Origin of the sequence: Tardiphaga robiniae (assembly GCF_013359755.1) — a bacterium.
GTDB lineage: Bacteria > Pseudomonadota > Alphaproteobacteria > Rhizobiales > Xanthobacteraceae > Tardiphaga > Tardiphaga robiniae.
The window spans coordinates 1-1159 of the sequence record NZ_JABMCJ010000040.1; the positions used below are offsets into that span (position 1 = coordinate 1).

The following is a 1159-nucleotide window of genomic DNA, read 5'->3' on the forward strand; positions in this document are numbered from 1 at the left end:
GATGCAGATGTGCTGGTGCTCGGCGGCGGCCCGGCCGGCACCTGGGCGGGAATCAGCGCTGCCGGCGAGGGCGCGCGCGTCGTGCTCGTTGACAAAGGCTTTTGCGGGACCTCCGGCGCCACAGCACCATCCGGCACCGGCGTTTGGTATATCGATTCATCGCCTGACAAGCGCGAGGCCGCCATGGCCAATCGCGAGAAGATGGGCGGCTATCTGCAGGATCGCCGCTGGATGTCCCGCGTCCTCGACCGCACCTACGATCAGAGCAACAGACTGGCGGAATGGGGCTATCCCTACCCGACCGATGACAGCGGCCAGCCGCAGCGAAACTCGCTGCAGGGGCCGGAATATATGCGGCTGATGCGCAAGCGCACCAAGTCCGCAGGTGTCACGATCCTGGATCACAGTCCGGCGCTGGAATTGCTGGTCGATGAAGCCGGCGCCGTCGCTGGCGCCGCAGGACTGCAGCGCCAGAGCGGAAAGCCATGGCGCGTGCGTGCCGGCGCCGTCGTCATCGCGACGGGCGGATGCGCCTTCCTCAGCAAGACGCTGGGCTCGAACGTTCTCACCGGCGACGGATATCTGATGGCCGCCGAACTCGGCGCTGAGCTGACCAGCATGGAGTTCTCCAATCCCTATGCGATATCCAGCGCATTCGGATCGGTGACCAAAACGCTGTTCTTCGGCTGGGGCACCTTCACTTATGAAGATGGGACGCCGGTGCCGGGTGCTGCGTCGAAGGGCGGCCGCTCGGCCATCGCGCGCGCATTGCTGAAAGGTCCGGTCTATGCGCAACTCGACAAGGCCGATGCCGACATTCAGGAGGCCATGCGCGCTTCACAGCCGAACTTCTTCCTGCCTTATGACCGCACGGGACTCGATCCTTTCACCCAGCGCTTTCCGGTCACGCTGCGTCTCGAAGGCACGATCCGCGGCACCGGCGGCCTGCGCATTGTCGATGACAGCTGCGCCACCACCGTTCCCGGCCTCTACGCCGCCGGCGATGCCGCGACGCGCGAGCTCATTTGCGGCGGCTTCACCGGAGGCGGCAGCCACAATGCGGCCTGGGCGATGTCATCGGGCTACTGGTCGGGCCAGGGCGCAGCACGTTACGTCAAGGGCACGCGCCGTATCCGCCGGAATGCAACGGGCGCCGGCA

General features: G+C 66.1%; 1 protein-coding gene. It reads left to right on the forward strand.

From position 1 onward, the window contains the following. The coding region (locus HP556_RS00215) for an FAD-dependent oxidoreductase (protein ID WP_175365477.1) at positions 1–1159 on the forward strand (1159 nt) is incomplete at both ends.